General features: G+C 60.4%; 14 protein-coding genes. 11 read left to right on the forward strand and 3 right to left on the reverse strand.

The features are described 5' to 3' along the window. Positions 1-5: 5 nt before the first annotated feature. Positions 6-1,442: an aldehyde dehydrogenase family protein gene (locus ACK3EW_RS03695; RefSeq protein WP_493808503.1), complete on the reverse strand. Its 1,437-nt coding sequence runs from the start codon at positions 1,440-1,442 to the stop codon at positions 6-8. A 137-nt stretch (positions 1,443-1,579) separates the two neighbouring features. Between ACK3EW_RS03695 and ACK3EW_RS03700 the strand changes: the two genes are divergently transcribed. The 8 genes from ACK3EW_RS03700 to ACK3EW_RS03735 all read left to right on the forward strand — a co-directional run bounded on the left by ACK3EW_RS03700 (position 1,580) and on the right by ACK3EW_RS03735 (position 9,418). Next, on the forward strand, positions 1,580-2,431 hold the full coding sequence (locus ACK3EW_RS03700; RefSeq protein ID WP_493808504.1) for an AraC family transcriptional regulator: 852 nt from the start codon (positions 1,580-1,582) through the stop codon (positions 2,429-2,431). Between the two features lie 179 nt (positions 2,432-2,610). After that, positions 2,611-3,339 carry a GntR family transcriptional regulator gene (locus ACK3EW_RS03705; protein ID WP_493808505.1) on the forward strand — a complete coding sequence of 243 codons (729 nt, stop codon included), beginning with the start codon at positions 2,611-2,613 and terminating at the stop codon, positions 3,337-3,339. Between the two features lie 24 nt (positions 3,340-3,363). Further along, the gene (gene ligM / locus ACK3EW_RS03710) at positions 3,364-4,770 is read left to right on the forward strand and encodes a vanillate/3-O-methylgallate O-demethylase (protein WP_493808506.1); all 1,407 of its coding nucleotides are present in this window, start codon (positions 3,364-3,366) and stop codon (positions 4,768-4,770) included. Positions 4,771-4,860: 90 nt separating this feature from the next. Continuing rightward, complete coding sequence (locus tag ACK3EW_RS03715) at positions 4,861-5,835, forward strand: TRAP transporter substrate-binding protein (protein ID WP_493808507.1); 975 nt, start codon at positions 4,861-4,863, stop codon at positions 5,833-5,835. Further along, positions 5,836-6,342, forward strand: coding sequence for a TRAP transporter small permease (locus ACK3EW_RS03720; RefSeq protein WP_493808508.1), 507 nt, complete (start codon positions 5,836-5,838; stop codon positions 6,340-6,342). It begins immediately after the preceding gene. Beyond that, the gene (locus ACK3EW_RS03725; protein WP_493808509.1) at positions 6,339-7,643 is read left to right on the forward strand and encodes a TRAP transporter large permease; all 1,305 of its coding nucleotides are present in this window, start codon (positions 6,339-6,341) and stop codon (positions 7,641-7,643) included. The genes ACK3EW_RS03720 and ACK3EW_RS03725 overlap by 4 nt, the downstream gene beginning before the upstream one ends. Positions 7,644-7,650: 7 nt before the next feature. Next, positions 7,651-8,607 (forward strand): VOC family protein, encoded by a 957-nt coding sequence (locus ACK3EW_RS03730; RefSeq protein ID WP_493808510.1) that lies wholly within the window; start codon positions 7,651-7,653, stop codon positions 8,605-8,607. Positions 8,608-8,617: 10 nt separating this feature from the next. Next, the gene (locus ACK3EW_RS03735) at positions 8,618-9,418 is read left to right on the forward strand and encodes an arylamine N-acetyltransferase family protein (protein WP_493808511.1); all 801 of its coding nucleotides are present in this window, start codon (positions 8,618-8,620) and stop codon (positions 9,416-9,418) included. A gap of 47 nt (positions 9,419-9,465) precedes the next feature. Here ACK3EW_RS03735 and ACK3EW_RS03740 read toward each other — a convergent pair whose 3' ends face one another. Then, positions 9,466-10,647, reverse strand: a complete 1,182-nt coding sequence (locus ACK3EW_RS03740) for a LysR family transcriptional regulator (RefSeq protein ID WP_493808512.1) — start codon at positions 10,645-10,647, stop codon at positions 9,466-9,468. Positions 10,648-10,809: 162 nt separating this feature from the next. Here ACK3EW_RS03740 and ACK3EW_RS03745 point away from each other — a divergent pair, with 162 nt between their 5' ends. The 3 genes from ACK3EW_RS03745 (at position 10,810) to ACK3EW_RS03755 (ending at position 13,332) form a co-directional block, all read left to right on the forward strand. Continuing rightward, on the forward strand, positions 10,810-11,541 hold the full coding sequence (locus ACK3EW_RS03745; protein WP_493808513.1) for a PIG-L deacetylase family protein: 732 nt from the start codon (positions 10,810-10,812) through the stop codon (positions 11,539-11,541). An 80-nt stretch (positions 11,542-11,621) separates the two neighbouring features. Further along, on the forward strand, positions 11,622-12,293 hold the full coding sequence (locus ACK3EW_RS03750) for a 4-carboxy-4-hydroxy-2-oxoadipate aldolase/oxaloacetate decarboxylase (RefSeq protein WP_493808514.1): 672 nt from the start codon (positions 11,622-11,624) through the stop codon (positions 12,291-12,293). Next, positions 12,286-13,332 (forward strand): 4-oxalomesaconate tautomerase, encoded by a 1,047-nt coding sequence (locus ACK3EW_RS03755; protein WP_493808515.1) that lies wholly within the window; start codon positions 12,286-12,288, stop codon positions 13,330-13,332. Before ACK3EW_RS03750 ends, ACK3EW_RS03755 begins: the two co-directional genes overlap by 8 nt. 36 nt (positions 13,333-13,368) lie before the next feature. Here the strand turns inward: ACK3EW_RS03755 and ACK3EW_RS03760 are convergent, their stop codons facing one another. Further along, a complete protein-coding gene (locus ACK3EW_RS03760; protein ID WP_493808516.1) occupies positions 13,369-14,589 on the reverse strand; it encodes an MFS transporter in 1,221 nt (406 codons plus the stop codon). Positions 14,590-14,678 lie beyond the last annotated feature (89 nt).

Here is a 14,678-nt window from a genome sequence, read left to right on the forward strand (position 1 = left end):
CTCCCTTATTGATTTTGATTGTTGGTCTTACCCTCGGATGAGGGCTCGTCGTGAATGGCGATCCATTGGCATTCGGTGAATTCGGTCACCGCATCGCGCCCGCCGAACCGTCCATAGCCCGACGCCTTGACGCCGCCGAAGGGCAGGCGTGGGTCGTCATAGACGGTCGATCCGTTGACATGGCCGATCCCGGTTTCGATCTGGCAGAGCATGTCCTGCGCCGCAGCCGTGTCGCGGCTGAAGACAGAGGCCACGAGGCCGAAATCCGTGTCATTGGCGATGGCCAGCGCCTCTTCGGCATCGGCCACGCGGATCACGCCGGTCACCGGGCCGAACGCCTCTTCGTCGTACAGCATCATGCCCGGTGCCACCCGGTCCAGAACCGCAGGCTGCAATCCGCCCCCTGACAGTTCGCCCCCGGTGACCAGAACCGCGCCTTTTGAGACCGCATCGTCGATCATCGCCCGCACCCGCACCGCCGCCGCCGGACTGATCAGCGCCCCCAAGGGGCTGGCCTGTCCGGGTTCAAAGCGCAGCGCCTCGGCCTCTTGCGCCAAGCGTGCGACCAGAGCGTCCGCAACCGACGTGTCTGCGATCACCCGCTCCGTCGACATACAGATCTGGCCTTGGTTGAAGAAACTGCCATGGGCGATGGCGCGGGCGGCAAGGTCGATATCCGCATCCGCAAGCACCACTGCCGTGCCTTTGCCGGATAGTTCCAGCAGGCAGGGCTTGAGATGCTTGGCTGCATTCATCGCGATTTCACGCCCAACTCGGGTGGATCCGGTGAAATTCACACGCCGCACAGCCGGGTGGGCGATCAGTGCGTCAACCACCTCTTCGGCATGGTCGGGCGCGTTGGTGATGTAGTTCAACACGCCGTCGGGCAATCCGGCTTTGCAGATCGTGTCCGCCACCCATTCATGGGTCTTGGGGCACAGCTCTGAGCCTTTCAGAACCACGGTGTTGCCGCAGGCCAAAGGTGCCGCCACGGCACGGGTGGCCAATGTGACAGCGGCATTCCACGGGGCAATGCCAAGCACAACGCCCGCTGGTCTGCGGCGCAGGATATGGCCGTCCACGGGACTTTCCGTGCTGTCCAGAAGATCGACCAGATCGGACGTTTGCCGCAGCATCGCTGCTGCAATCCCGACGTTGAACCGAACCCAGTCCGGGGACGATCCCACCTCGGCGCACGCAATCTCGACCACCTCGTCCGCATGCGCCTCAAGCGCGTCGGCGGCGGTTTGCAAGAGGCCAATCCGGTCGCGCACAGGCGTCGCTGCCCAATTGGCAAAGGCACTGGCGGCGGCAACGGCGGCCGCGCGTGCTTCGGCGGCGCGCCCGGCGGCGGCGCGGGTCACCACGGCATCCGACACGGGGTCGCGTCGTTCGAACGCAACAACCGGATCAGGCGCGACGTGTCGCCCGGCAATTATCAAGCGGGTTTCGTACAGATGCTCCTCCCCAGGCTCACTGAACGCGGCCGTCTCCCCACGGCTATTCCATAAAATCGTTCGGAGTTACGCTGAGTAAATGATACTCTGCGGCAATAAGTTATCATTTTGTGGGATTCTTGATGCCAGACCTGCGTTTTCACGACTCCGCCACTGTACGTGCGGGGGCTTTGACCGGGGGCTTGCGCAGCCGCATTGTCGGTCTGGCAGAAAGCCTGCGCGGCCCGTCATGGTGTGCTGTCCTGCTTGAGGAAGGCGGCGCCGTTCTGGCTGGAGAGGACGAACGGATCGACGCGCCGGTACTGGCGTGGCGTCCGTGGCACGAGACCTCGCGTCTGCGGTTCGATGCAGGCGCGGTGGGCACTTATGTGCTGCTCAGTGCCAGCGCTTTGGGCAATACGATCGGCCACTTGCCCGAAGCCCGCGACCTGCGAGATGTGGCCGATCACAACCTGACCGTGCCGCTGACACGGGCATCTGAACGCCGCTCTGCCTTGCGCACCGCCTTTGCCGGTATTCGTCGCGAGCTTGAGGAGGATGCGGTGGCGGCGCATGTCGTTGTCGAGGCGTATCTGCGGGTGATCCTGATCGAACTTCTGCGCTCCGCGCCAAGCTATTCCAACGGCCCACAGGGGGCCAGTCCATCGCACCGCGCGTTTACACGGTTCAGCACGCTGGTCGAACGGCATTTCCGTGATCGCTGGACCGTGTCGCTTTATGCCGAAACTCTTGGTGTGACCCGTGACCGGTTGGGCGACATCTGTCAGCGCGTGCGTGGGTTTGGCCCCAAAGACATCATCGACCGTCGCGTGATGATTGAATCGCGGCTCTTGCTTGAGACCTCTGGCCAGTCCGTGAACGAGATCGCAAGCGCGCTGGGCTTTGGTTCAGCAGCGCAATTCAGCCGGTTTTTCGTACGCCATGCCAACCAGCCACCAGGCGCTTACAGGCTGGCTTTTCTCAAGGGGTTATAGCAGGGCGTGTCCGATCCTGCGCGGCCATTCGATTGGCCTTAGTGTATTTCTGTATACAGGAATTCGGATTGCCTCGCATTTCGGGCGGATAAATCTGCGATTGACAGATTTCTGTATACAATCTACCACATCGATCAGAACGCCGCAGGGGAGAGTGGCGGGCGCTCTGAGGGGGGTGCATGTCTGATCGCAAGACTCAGTTCGACAAGGCGCTTCTTGGCCTTCGGTCGCTTGTGATGAGTGGCGAATTCGCCGCAAGCACGCGTTTGCCCGAAGTCGCTTTGGCAGAACGGCTTGGTCTGTCGCGCACGCCGCTGCGTCAGGCGATGGACCGTCTTGTCGCCGAAGGCTTGCTGGAACGGATCGAAACTGGCGGGTGCCGCGCCGCGCGCTTCACGCTGGACGACATCAACGACGCAATCGAACTGCGTGGCGTCATCGAAGGCACCGCTGTCCGCATCGCGGCAGAGCGGGGCGCAGACCCAGATGCCCTGGCCGAAGCCGAGCGTGTTCTAGACCGGATCGACACCGCGCTGACCAATCCCGAACATATTGATTTCGAGGCCTATATCTCTGAAAACGCGGCGTTTCATCGGTTAATGGCCCGTCTGGCAGGCAGCCAACTGATCCAGCGCGAAGCCGACCGTGTCAGCCGCCTGCCGCTGGCGTCGCCAAGCGCGTTTCTGCGCGAACAAGAACTGATCCCGGATTTCAACGCGTCTCTGGTGCGCGCGCAGCATCAACACCGCGCCATCGTCGAGGCCATTCGCGCTCGTGAAGGCGCGCGCGCCGAACATCTGGCACGCGAGCACGCCCGTCTTGCGCGGCGCAACCTTGATTACCTCGCCAACGCCGGACCGGGGGTCGCCACGCGTGTGCCCGGGCTGTCTTTACTATCCGCAGAATAAGATCCTCAGGAGGAGAACACGTCTATGCCCAGCTTGTCCGACAAGATGAAGGAATGGGGTAACCCCGTTGAAATGCTACGGAATTCCCAGATCGGGATGTATGTCTACCCGGTCGTGACACCGGAATTCCGCAACTGGCGGGTAGAGCAGGAAGCGTGGCGTAAGACCGCCGTTCTGTTCGACCAGTCCCACCACATGGACGAGCTGATCGTTGAAGGTCCGCAGGCCGAGGAATTCCTTGCCTATCACGGCATCAACGCCTTCGGGAACTTCAACCTGAACCGTGCCAAGCACTATGTGCCGGTGACGCCCGCTGGTCATGTGATCGGCGACCACATCATCTTCCGCGAGCGTGAGGACAAGTTCATCCTCGTCGGCCGTGCGCCGACCTCCAATTGGCTGATGTTCGCCGCCGCTTGGGGCAAGTGGAACGTGCGGATCAAGCACGACCCCCGCTCCACATCGCGCCCCGAAGGCGAGCGCGTGCTGCGCACGCATTACCGTTACCAGATTCAGGGCCCTGACGCGCCGAAGATCTTTGAAAAGATGAATGGCGGACCGATCCCGGACATCAAGTTCTTCCATGTCGACTGGATCAATATCGGCTCCAAGAAGGTACAGGCGCTGCGTCACGGCATGTCCGGTGCGCCGGGTCTCGAAGTGTGGGGCCCCTACGAGGACAAGCACTACATCCACTCGACCATCCTTCAGGCTGCAAAAGACGCGGGCGTTGATCTGGTCCAATGCGGCAGCCGTGCCTATTCGACCAACACATTGGAATCCGGCTGGATTCCGTCGCCGCTGCCCGGCATTTACACCGGCGACGGCATGCTGGCCGATTACCGCGACTGGCTGGGCACCGACATGTACGAAGCCGCAGGCGCCATCGGCGGCAGCTTCATCAGCGACAACATCGAAGACTACTACGTCAACCCGTTCGAACTGGGCTACGACTTCTACATCGGTTGGAAGAAGGACGACTTCATCGGCAAGGACGCGCTTCTCAAGATGAAAGAAAGCAAGACCAACCGCAAGAAAGTCACCTTTGAGTGGAACAAGGAAGACGTGCTCAAGGTCATCGCCTCGGCCTTCGAGGATGGCATCCCCTACAAGTGGATCGACTTCCCGCAACCGAACTACGCGTCCTCGTCGGCGGATATGGTCATGCACGGCGACAAGATGGTCGGCATGAGCATGTTCAACGGCTACAGCTACAACGAACGCTGTGTGCTGTCGCTCGGCGTCGTGGACCAGAGCGTCGAGGTGGGCGATGTCCTGACCCTGCGCTGGGGCGAATCCGACGACACCGCGAAAACATCCGCCGAGCAGCACAAGCAGGCCGAAATCCGTGTCCGCGTGTCGCAGACACCGTATTCGAACGAGGCCCGTTCGAGCTATGCTGAGAACAGCTGGCGGACCAAAGCAATCTGATCGCAACGCTTTTCGGGCGGTGCCCACGCAGAAGGGGCATCGCCTGTTACACCGGGTCTGACGAGGTCAGACCCTTTATGGGAGGAAGATATGACACTCAGAACAACGTTTATCGGGGCTGCTCTGGCTGTGGCTGCTGCCGCACCACTTGCCGCGCAAGAACTGAAATTCGCCAACTTCACGCCGCCGTTCCACACGGTCAACGCCAGCGTGATTGAAAAGCTGAACGCCGATCTGTCGGCGGCCACCGGCGGCAGCCTGACTGTGCGCGGCTATCATGGCGGTGAACTAGGCGCGGGTCCGGTCGAGCAATATGTCCGTGCCGTGCAGGGTGTGGCTGATATCACATGGGGCCTGCCGGGCTATACCTCGCAGCAATTCGAGAAGACCATGATCGTCGAATTGCCGGGTGTCGTGCCGGCGGGCAAGACAGGCTCGGACACTTTGTGTGATGCGATGGACGAGATCTCGGGCGAGTTTCCGGGCACCGTGCCCGTAGCGCTTTGGACATCCGAGCCGAACATCATGATCATGAAGGACAAGGTTGTCCGCACGCCTGCCGATTTGGCCGGCCTCAAGATCCGCGTCGCGGGTGCAACGGCGGGCAAAGTCGCTGAAGCATTGGGCGCGACTCCGGTGCAGATGCCGATCAACCAGGTCTACAATTCCTTGCAGACCGGCTTGATCGACGGCGTCTTCACCGGTGCCTCAACCCTCAGCGATTTCAACCTCGACGAAGTTGCCGATGCCTTTACGCTCAATGCTCCGCTTGGGCGTTTGGCCTTCTTTGCCGTGATGGGCCAAGGCTCTTACGACGCGTTGTCCGACGAGGCGAAAGCCGCGCTGGATGAGGCGCGTGGATGTGCGCTTGGCAACAACGCCGAAACTGCATGGAACGCGACAGCGGATGCAGCACTCGAAGCGGCTCGCGCCGATGCAGGCAACACATTCGTCGATCTGACCGCCCAAGAGGCGCAGGCTTTCGAGGACGCTGTTGCAAACGTCGTCGCCGAATATGTCTCGAGCGTCGGAGGCGAAGCAGCCTTGGCTGCGATGCAGAACTAAGTGTTGGAGCGGATACGCACCCTTGCGGACAGGCTGATTGGCCTGTCCGCCGCTATTGGATCAACTGCGCTCTTGTTAATCGTAATTGTCGTGTTGATCGACGTGATCGGACGGGCCTTTGGTAAGCCTCTGTATGGCGGACAGGACATCACAACGATGGCGACGGTGATCCTTGTCTTCGCGCCAATGGCGCTGTGCGACTGCTTGGGTGGGCACATTTCGGTTGATCTGTTCGAACGCTATTTTCCGGACGCAATGAACCGTTTGATCGACATCGCGGTTGCCGCTATGGGCGCAGTGATCTTTGCCGCGCTGGCGTGGGCGACATGGGACAGTGCGAAACTGTCGGTGATGCTCAACCTGTCGACCAATCTTCTTTACCTGCCCAAGGCGTGGTTCCAATGGGCCTCTATCGGGTTTCTGGGCCTCGCAGCTTTGGGCCTTGCCCTGCGCGCGCTTGAGCTTTCGATCACTGGTCGCGACATCCGCAAAGAGACCCAATCATGAGCGCGTCCGTAACAGGCGTGGTTGGGATGCTCGCGCTGTTTGCGCTGCTGGCGCTTCGGGTTCCGGTGGCCTTTGCAATGTTCGTGATCGGCTTTCTTGGCATCTGGGCGCTGAACGGTCTGAACGCCGCCACCTCGCTCTTGGCATCAGAGGCGTTCACCCTCGCGTCCTCGCCAGAACTGGTGGTGATCCCGCTCTTCATCCTGATGGGCAACGTGGCATCGCAGACAGGCATGAGCCGCCAATTGTTCGATGCCGCCTATGCGGTGATCGGGTCAATCCGGGGCGGCTTGGCTTCGGCCACCGTAATCGGCTGCGGCGGGTTCGCGGCGCTGTCGGGATCGTCGGTCGCGTCTGCCCTGACCATGGGCAAGGTCGCGCTGTCGGAGATGGACCGCTTCAAATACGACGACCGGTTGTCCACCGGAGTCGTCGCAGCAGGCGGCACGCTGGGCATTCTGATCCCGCCCTCAACTGGGTTCGTGATCTACGCCATCCTGACTGAACAATCCATTGGTCGCCTGTTCTTTGCTGGCGTGCTGCCGGGACTTCTTCTGCTGAGCATGTTCGTGCTGGTCGTAACCGTTCTCTGCATGATCCGCCCCGAATTAGGACCAGCGGGGCCAAAGACCGCCCTTTCCGAAAAACTCCGCGCGGTCAGTCGGGCAGGCCCCATTGTTCTGGTGATCTTCATTACCATCGGCGGCATGTATGGCGGGTTCTTTTCACCGGTCGAGGCTGCGGCCGTGGGAGCAGGGGCGGTGATCCTGATTGGCCTCGTCAGCCGCACGATGAAGCTTCCCATGCTTTGGGCCGCCGCAAAAGACAGCGTCGTGACCACAGCCACCGTGATGCTGATCCTCATCGCCGCACATATGATCAACCCGTTCCTCGCGCTCAGCCATATGACTGATCTGGTGGCCCAAGCCTTTCTCGCGCTTGATCTGGGGCCGATGGGAAGCCTGCTCTTGATCCTTGGCATCTACATCGTGCTGGGGTGCTTTCTCGAAGGGTTCGCCATGCTGGTGCTGACCCTGCCGATCTTTTTTCCCATCGTTTTGGAAATGGGGATCGACCCGATCTGGTTTGGTGTGCTTGTGGTGCTCTCGCTTGAAATGGGCCTGATCTCGCCACCAGTTGGCCTGAACGTGTTTATCGTGAAATCCGTGGCCCCCGGCGTGTCACTGGGGCGGATCTTTGTCGGGGTGATCCCGTTCTGGCTAATGATGCTTGTCACCCTCGCGATCCTTGTGGCCTTCCCGCAAATCTCGCTCTTCCTGCCAAACACCATGTTCAATTGAGGCTCCTATGACCGAACCCTGCTTTGACGTTGCCCATCTTGGCCATGTGGAGGTCCTGACCGACAAGTTCGATGAGAGCCTTGATTTCTTCACACGTGTGTACGGGCTGAAACTGTCGGCGATGGAGGGCGACAGCGCCTATCTGCGGGCGTGGGACGATTACGAGTTTCACACACTCAAGCTCACCAAGTCCCACACCACCGGTGTCGCCCATATCGGCTATCGTGTTTCGTCGGAGGCGGCGCTGGCGCGGCGCGTGAAGGTGATCGAGGCGTCGGGTTACAAGGTCCATGGCTGGGTCGACGGCGATCTGGGCCATGGTCGGGCATATCGGTTTGAAGACCCGTTTGGCCACGTGTTCGAGCTTTACTGGGACACGGTGAAATACGACCCGCCCGACAACGACAAACCCGCGCTCAAGAACATGTCGAGCCGCTTTCACGCGCAGGGGGTCTCCCCGCGCCGGATCGACCATTTGAACCTGCTGGCCGAGGACGTGACCCAGTTCCGGGACTTCATGCAGACCTGTCTGGGCAGCCGTGTGACCGAACAAATCCGACTGGACAACGGGCGGCTGGGGGGCTGCTGGTTCACCATCAACAACAAGACCTATGATCTGGCCTGCACCGAGGAACATGGGCGCGGCCAGAACCGCCTACACCATGTCACCTACGCCACCGACCAGCGCGAAGACATCCTGCGCGCGGCGGACATCTTTCTTGAAAACGGCGTTCACATCGAAACCGGGCCACACAAGCATGGCATTCAGGGCACGTTCTTCCTGTATGTCTGGGAACCGGCGGGCAACCGGGTGGAGCTGGCCAATGCGGGCGCGCGCCTGATCCTGCAGCCGGACTGGGAAACCGTCACCTGGACCGAAACGGAACGCAAGAAAGGGCAGGCGTGGGGCCTCAAAACGATCGAGACCTTCCACACCCACGGCACACCGCCAGTCGACGGCTGAAAACAAACCGATGCAGGTCGCGCCACACGACATCGTCGATGCATGGCTGTCCCGTTTGGGGCTGCCTTCCGACCTACCGGTGACCCTGGACAGCCTGACCAAGATCATCCGTGCGCATCTGGACCGGATTCCATTCGAGAACCTGACCGTCTTTTGCGGGGGCGTTCCCGAGATCAGCCTTGAGGCTTTGTCGGACAAGATCCTCAACCACAGGCGTGGGGGCTATTGTGTTGAACTGAACCCGCTGCTTTGCTCTGGGTTGCGGGCACTTGGTTTCGACGTCCGTCTTTGCATGGCCCGGGTTATGTGGCAGCGCGACGTGCCGGGGCCGCGCAGCCATTGCCTGTGTCTCGTGCGGCTCAATGGGGCCGAGTACCTTGTCGATGTGGGGTTTGGCGGGCCGGGGCCGACCGATCCCCTGTTGGTTGGTTCAGACACACCCGACCTACGGACGGAAAAACGCGCTGGGCTGGGCATTGTCTTGTCCCGTCAGGTCTCTGAAGGTGACTGGCGCGATTTGTATACTTTCACCGACGAGCTGACGACGATGTCGGATGTGCAGGCGGGCAACTGGCTTGCCGCCACTTTGCCGGGGTCGCTCTTCACGCGCACATTGGTCGTCACGCGCCAAATGGGCGACACGCGGCTGGTTCTTGATGGGGCGACGTTTCGCAAATTTGCAAAGGGCAAGTTGGTCGAGGTCGAGGGTTTGCAAACTCCGGACGCGGTGCTGACCTGCCTGAATGAAAACTTTGGGATCGACCCGCCGCCGGGAGTGACAGACGCACTGGTGCTGAAAGGCATTTTTTGACCAATTGGTAAAAATGACCAGCCTTGCCGCTGGAACACAGCCTGACGCTATCTCGTGTGTTTCGATTTGCCGATCCGGTGCAATAAGTCGACCAACAAGGCCTGCGATTTGGTCGGCATCCAATCGAACCGGGTGGTGATGCCGATAGAGCGCCCGGGCCAGTCCCCGGCGACGTCGATCCGCGCCAATAGGCCCTTTTCGATTTCCGCTTCGGCCTGAGCACCTGATACGCACGCAATGAAATCGCCGGTGCGCAGCATTTCGCGGATGAACAGAACAGAGCCGCTTTCGATCAGGCTTGTCGGATAGGGACAAGCTTTCGCTTTGAAATAGGCGTCGAACTGATCGCGCGAAGGTGAACCCAGACGCGGGACGACCCAAGCGCGGTCAGCAAGCTTATCCAAGTGGATGCTGCGGCCGGCCAGCTCATGGTCTGGAGCACAGACAAACGCAAGGTGATCGTCGAACAGCGCATCCTGCCGGATGTCGGCGATTGGTGTGGGGACACGCAAGGCTCCGACGATCATGTCGATGTCCCCACGACGCAATCCCGTCAGCAGGTCGTCATACGGGCCGTCGTTGATCTCGATGGTCATGCGCGGGCGAAGGCGGCGAAACTCGGATAGAACCTGAGGCAGAAGGGCGGATCGTGACAGCGGAAGCGCACCAATGACAATGCGCCCCCCGTCACGCCCGTCGAATTCCGCCAGATCGGCATCCGCTTGGCTCAGTTCGGCAAGTGCGAGACGCGCTGTCTGTGCCAAAGCCCGCGCAGCTTTGGTTGGTTTCAGCCCGTGCTCTGCGCGTTCGAACAAGGGGTTCCCGGCCTCTGTCTCCAATTGGCTGATGGCGCGATGAACCGATGGTTGCGACAGGCCAAGCCGCTTGGCCGCGAGCGTGAAATTCTCGGCTTCGGTGACCGCGATCACGGCACGCAGTTGTGCGACTGTCGCTGTCATCGGCAGACGTGGCGAAAGACTGGCCAGCATGGGGTCAAGCAAAGCAAAGGCGCGTTTGACCCTGTGTGCAAGGGTCTGGCCGCGCGCGTTGGCAAAGACCCCCTGATAGGTGCGTGTGAACAACGCGCCACCGGCCTGCTGTTCCAACTTGTGCAGCGTCTGGCTGACAGCAGGTTGCGACACGGAACATATGTCCGAGGCCCGCGTCAGGGTGTGTACGTCTGCCACCGTGAGAAATACGCGCAGGTGACGCAGGTTTCTGGATATCACTCAGCCATGCTCCGCTTAATTATAGAAATTCCATCTATTTTTCGGCCTTTTGTGAAATTTCCATAATATTTCTATAGCTAAAACTTATGACGCTCTACGGCAATGCAAATTGCGTCTCTTGTGCCCGCAAGCCACAAGGCAAAGATGAACAGGGAGACAGTCATGACAGCCAAGAAGACCGCCCTCGTGATATCTGCCCATGCAGCCGACTTTGTGTGGCGGTGTGGCGGCGCCATCGCGCTGCATGCAGAGAAGGGCTATCATGTGACAGTGGCCTGCCTGTCCTTCGGTGAGCGTGGCGAGAGCGCGCGGCTTTGGAAGGAGGGGAAATCGCTGGACGAGATCAAGGCCATTCGGCGAGGAGAAGCCGAGGCAGCAGCGGACGCACTCGGCGTGGCGCGACTTGAGTGCTTTGATCTGGGGGACTACCCGCTGCATCTTGAGAAGGATGACAAGTTCCGGTTGGTCGATCTGATCCGCGAGGTGCAGCCCGCGTTCATGCTCAGCCACAGCCAGTACGACCCCTACAACACCGACCACATGTACATGACGCAAGTTGCTCTTGAGGCGCGGATGATCGCGCAGGCTTGGGGTCATAATCCCGGTGAAAAGGTGCTTGGCGCGCCGCAGCTTTATCTGTTCGAGCCGCACCAGACCGAGCAGATGGGATGGAAGCCGGATGTTTTCCTCGACATCACATCGGTCTGGGACAAGAAGCGCAAGGCGATGGAGTGCAACGAAGGGCAAATCCATCTGTGGGAGTATTACACCCGCGTCGCACAGCAGCGCGCCAATCATTTCAAGCGCAATTCCGGCGGTCAGGCCGGAGGGCGCGATTGCCGGTATGCCGAAGGCTTCCAGTCGATCTTCCCTCGGACGGTTGACGAACTCTGATCTTGATCGCGCCCGGTCAGTGGCGCAGCCGCATTATGTGGAACAGGCCGCGCGCCGCATCCATTGCCAAGGAGACCCCTATGCCCGTTGTTGTCCAGAACATTCCACGTGCAGATCCGTCCGTGATTGACGCCCTGGGCAAGATGGGAGTGGCCACTGTCCACGAAGCGCAGGGCCGGATTGGTTGCCTGCACTCCTACCTGCGCCCGATCTACTGTGGAGCGCAGATCGCGGGGTCAGCGGTGACAATTTCTGCGCCGCCCGGAGACAATTGGATGGTGCACGTGGCCATCGAACAACTGCAAGCGGGCGATGTTCTTGTGCTTGCGCCGACCTCGCCCTGCGACAGTGGTTATTTCGGTGATTTGCTTGCCACCTCCGCGCAAGCGCGTGGCTGCCGTGGGCTGATTATTGACGCAGGTGTGCGCGATATCGTCGATTTGGAGCGCATGAGCTTTCCTGTATGGTCCAAGGCGATCTCGTGTCAGGGCACTGTCAAAGAGACCCTTGGTGATGTGAATGTGCCCATCGTGTGTGCTGGGCAGACGATCCGTGCAGGCGATATCATCTGCGCCGATGACGATGGGGTCTGCGTGGTGCGCCGCGAAGATGCGGCTGATGTTCTGGCGGCAGCACAGAAACGGCTTGAGGCTGAGGAGGTCAAGCGCGGGCGTCTGGCAAGCGGTGAATTGGGGCTCGACATTTACGACATGCGGCCGCGCCTTGCGGCCAAGGGGCTGAAATATGTCTGACGGCATTCCCTGCCTATGGATGCGCGGTGGTACGTCGAAGGGGGCGTATTTCAACGCAAGCGACATGCCACAGGACAAGGCTGCGCGTGATGCGTTGCTGTTGCGGATCATGGGCAGCCCAGATCTTCGCCAGATCGACGGGCTCGGTGGTGCCGATCCACTGTGTTCGAAAGTGGCGATCCTCATGGCATCAGAGCGCGCGGAAGCAGATGTCGATTATCTTTTCCTTCAGGTGTTCGTTGATGAACCCGTTGTTTCGGATGCGCAGGCCTGCGGCAATATCCTTGCCGGTGTTGGGCCTGCAGCGATTGAGATGGGACTGATCCCCGCACAGATCGGTGAAACATCCGTGCGGATCTTCATGCAGAATACCGGTGAAGTGGCTGTCGCCACCGTGCAAACTCCGGAAGCTTGCGTGAGCTATGAGGGCGACACACGAATTGATGGCGTCCCGGGAACCCACGCGCCGGTGCAGCTGGTCTTCGAGAACCTTGCCGGATCGATGTGTTCTGCGCTTTTGCCGACGGGGCATGTCGTTGACCTGATCGACGGGGTCGCCTGCACGTTGATCGACAACGGGATGCCGATTGTCGTGATGGATGCCGCCGCGTTCGGAAAAACGGGGCAGGAATCCCGTGACGCTCTGGATGCGGACAGCCCGTTGAAGCAACGGCTCGAGTCGATCCGCCTCAAGGCTGGTCCGATGATGGGGCTTGGTGACGTGGCCGAGAAATCCGTGCCCAAGATGACCTTGGTCAGCGCCCCGCGCGATGGTGGTGTAATTTCGACCCGCAGCTTTATTCCACATCGCTGCCATTCCACCATCGGGGTGTTTGCAGCCGTGTCAGTTGCAACAGCCTGTTGCATCGCCGGAACTCCTGCAGAGGCATTGGCTGAGTTGCCCGAAGATCATGTCTTTGCGGTCGAGCATCCAAGCGGTGCTGCCAAGGTCATCCTGACCCGGGATGCGGCAGGTCATGTGACCAGTGCCGGCACGGTGCGCACGGCGCGCAAACTGTTTCAAGGGCACGTCTTCTGACGTCTTTTTGTCGATGCCTTCGCACACCAAGTGGACTCAGTGCGGTTGCGGGTGGGTCAGGTCGGGTGACTGGGGCTGTTTGCGCGGGTCCGGGATCAGCAGATATGTTGCAAAGGCACAGCAGAGGCACAACAGCATCACGGCAAAGGACCACCACCCGCCAAAGGTCTGTGTCAGCCATGCAAAGGCAAAGGGTGCGGAGGCGTTGATCCCCATCTGCACAAACGAAATCCATCCCAGTCGCGTGCCGTAGCCTTTGGCCCCGAAGAGCGCGAGGGGCAGGGTGCCCCGGGCGATGGTCTTGATCCCGTCGCCCATCCCGTACAGAGCTGCGGCCAGCATCAGCCCAGGCAGGGTGAAGCCTACCGCCAGCAACACCAGAAACCCGGAAAACATCAGTCCGAGGCTCAGCGCATAGGTCACACGTGGGTACATATTACGGCTGACCAGCATTTCGAAAAACCGGCCCACGGTCTTAAACGGGCCGATCACTGCACCCGCCAATGCGGCCAGCGCGGCAGAGTGCCCAAGGTCCTGCACATTGGTCACCCACAGCGCCATCACCGCCCCCATGATGTAGCCTGAACAGACGAACGAAATCACCATCCACAGCATGCCCTGACGCCGCAATGCTCCGGTCAGCTCGGGCCAGTTGGGACGCGGGCTTTTCGGCGGACTGCCGGGGATGGTTTCGGCTCCGCGTAGGGCGAAGAAATGGATTGGGGTGCAGGTAAGAAGCAGGATGATCCCCAACACGAGCCATGTGGTTTGCCAGCCCAGCGCATTGTAAAGCGCCAGTGTCAGCGGCCAGAAAATGGTCGAGGCGACACCGCCGAACAGCGTGATGATCGAGATCGATTTCTGCGGTGGGATTGCCAGATCCAAACGGGCCACAGAGGCAAAGGCCACATTGTAGAGCACGAACATGCCCGCGGCTTCGGCCACAAGGATGGTCAGGAACAGCCCTTGGGTGCCGTCAACAAGACTGAGCGTCATAACCGCAAAGGCGGCCACGACCGATCCCAGCGTCATCACCCAGCGCCCGCCATGACGGTCCACCAGTTTGCCTGCAAGGGGCGACACCAATCCGCCGAAAAAGAGCCCCAGCGACAGGATGCCGAACACGCCTGACAGGGTCAGTCCCAGATCGTCGGCCATATGCGGCAGAAGGATCGCATAGGCATACATCAGCGTGCCGTAACCGATGATCTGGCTGACGCCGAGGCTCATGGCTGGAAGGTGGTCTCGGGTGATCATCAATCCCCTGTCCCCGTCAGGTCTTGGTCACGCTCATAAAGGCAAGACGCCATTTTCAGCTTTCTAAAATGGTGTTTCGACTGCTTGTC

It is taken from the genome of Marivita sp. NO-S04 (assembly GCF_059070475.1).